The following is a 2,722-nucleotide window of genomic DNA, read 5'->3' as shown; positions in this document are numbered from 1 at the left end:
GCGGCCCGACGGGCCGCCCGCTTTGCATCGCGTGTAACCGGTCGAGCGCGGATCCGGTCCGGTACCTCTGATAGGAGCCAGGAGCCAGCTCCTGCTGGCGATTTCGGCCGAAGGCCGACCCCGTCCCCCTGCCGCTGGCGCGGCAAGTCGCCTGCGGGAGCAGGCTCCTACACTCGCTTCTCGTTGCCCTTCGGATCGAGAACGGGCCGGCGCCGTGACCCGTCGCAGCGGCCTTGGCCGCGAACTCTTCCCCTCACCGCCCCAGAGACTGCAGGAAGCACCCCCCTCCCCCACCGCCACCGCCGCCGCCAAGGTCGCTCGACTCGGGCGCCGGGGGCGCGCTCGTGCCGACCCGCAGCGCCGGGCCTCCGGGGTCCACGATCACCCCGTTGACTGCCCCGTCCTCGTCGCCGGCGCCGCCATCGGTCAAGGTGAGAACGGCCGTACGGCCGGCGAAGAGCACTTGAGAGGTAAGGTCTTCCGGCACCCCCGAAGCCCCCACCTTGTACCAGCGGGCATCGGCTGGAAGGACATCGGGGAAGTGGAAGGTGACCGTCGTGGAAGCTCCCGGAGCCAGCCCGCCAATGCGGAAGCTGAAGAGCCCGTAGGGCAGCTCGTCCGCAGGGCGCTCGGCGGGTTCCAGTTCATCGGCCCGCCGGGCGGCCATGCGGTCCAGGCGCCCATGGGAGACCGCGACACCGACGAGGTTGCCGCCCTGGGGCTCACGGAAGACCGCAATGCCCTGCTGCGCATCGTCGATGCCGTCCCTGTTCACGTCCGTATAGCCCCGAACCTCCATGCGGTCGTCCACGCCGTTTCCGTCCGTGTCTCGCGGGTCGGCCCCGGGGGTTGCCCACGGGGTGGGCTCGGACCACCCCGACCAGGCCCCCCCGGCGAATCCGAGCCGCACGGTGGCGCGGTATGCCGTTGCCGGAAGCAGCACTCCCCAGGGGAGCTCCAGCTCCGAAGGCATGCCCTGGGTTGGGATCACGGCCCGCAGCACCTCGTTCTCCAGGGGGCCGTCCCATAGGGACCACTCCACGCGCTGGACGCTCGCCGGGTCCGCCCCTGCGGGCGGCGCCAGGTCCACCCCGAGGAGCGTGAGGGGCTTGGCCGGATCGGGCCGCAGACTCCGCAGCACGGGTACCGCCGGGTTCGGCTGGGCCTCCCCCCCTTCGTCCGGCGCGGAGACCACGGGCTCTTGGCCCGGTTCCTCCGGCTCGGGCTCCGGGGAGCCGGGCGGATCTTCCGGCGGCGCAGCGGCCGCGGTCACCGTCAAAGAAACCTGCTCGAGAGCGCTCAAAGACCCATCGCTCGCCGTGAACGAGACGGTGTAGCTGCCGGCGTCTCCGGGCCGGGTGGACCACAGGTACTCGGCCGAGCCCGGGGCGACCTCTGCGAGGACGGCCCCTGGAAGCGCGGGGGACACCAGCAGGGTCACGGGGTCGCCGTCGGGGTCGGAGGCGCTGAGAAGCAGGGAGACGGCCTCGCCTTCGACCACTTGTGTAATACCTGAAATCGTCAATATGGGCGAACGGTTGCAATCGAGAACTTGAACCGATACCTGAGCCGTGGCAGCCAGGCCGCCGTCGTCGGTGACCCGAAGCTCGAAGACCAGCAGGGCGCCCGCAGGACCGACGGCCGGGGCCAGGAACGTGGTGCGCGCGGCCGAGGGGGCGGAGAGGACGACCGGCAGCCCCGAGGTCTGGCGCCAGGCGTAGGCAGCCACCGAGCCGTCCGGGTCGCGGGAGGCCGAGCCGTCGAGGGTCACCGCGCTGTCCTCGTCCGCCGTGCGGTCCGCCCCGGCATCCGCAAGGGGAGGCTGGTTCACGTTGGATATGTTGACCACCACCCGATCGGTCGCCTGGAGCCCCCCGCTGTCTTCCACCGTGAGCTCGAACTCGAGGGACGCTCCGCCGGAATCCACCGTCGGTGCGAGAAAGCTCGGCTGTGGGGTATCGGCCCCCGTCAAGGCGACCGGGGCTCCGGACCGCTGCACCCAGGAATATCCAGCCAGGGCGCCGTCGGGATCCCAGGAACCGGTTCCGTCGAGCGTCACCGGCGACCCCTCCGGCACGGTTCGATCGGCTCCCGCGTTGGCCACCGGGGGCTGGTTCACGTGGGAGACGTTGACGATCACCGCGTCCGTGCCGGTCAGACCCGCCGGGTCGGTCACGGTGAGGAGAAACGCCAGAGAAAGCCCTTCCGGGCCCACAGGGGGCGCCGTGAAGGCGGCCTGCGCCGCAGAGGCGCCCGAAAGTGCGACGGCCGGCCCCGCCGTCTGGATCCAGGACCAGGCTAGGGCATCCCCGTCCGGGTCGGTGGAGTTCGCGCCGTCCAGGGTCACAGTGGTGCCCTGCTCCACCGTCTGGTCAGGTCCCGCCTGGGCCACAGGGGCCTGGTTTACGTTCCGGACCGCAATCGTGACCGTGTCGTTGGCCGTCGCTCCGAGGTTGTCCGTCACCGTGAGCCGAAAGGCCAGGCTCGCGCCGGAGGGGCCCGCCGGGGGGGCGGTGAAGCTCGCGGTGGCCATGGAAGCGCCGCTGAGCGCGACGGCGGCCCCGGCGGTCTGCACCCAGGCATAGGACGCGATGGTCCCGTCGGGATCGGTTCCCGAGCCGTTCAAGGTGACCCCCGCCCCTTCGTTCACACTCTGGTCGGGCCCGGCGTTGGCCACGGGGGGCTGGTTTACGTCCCCGACGGTGACGGTGACGGTGTCGGT

The 2,722-nt window shown here is 71.5% G+C and carries 1 protein-coding gene; it reads right to left on the bottom strand.

The features are described 5' to 3' along the window. Positions 1–253 precede the first annotated feature (253 nt). Positions 254–2,722 (bottom strand): PKD domain-containing protein (locus AB1578_23255; GenBank protein MEW6490816.1); only part of this gene is annotated, 2,469 nt, incomplete at its 5' end.

Source organism: Thermodesulfobacteriota bacterium (assembly GCA_040756475.1).
GTDB lineage: Bacteria > Desulfobacterota > Deferrisomatia > Deferrisomatales > JACRMM01 > JBFLZB01.
Note: the sequence above shows the minus strand (reverse complement) of the source record. Positions and strands in the feature narration are given on the sequence as shown.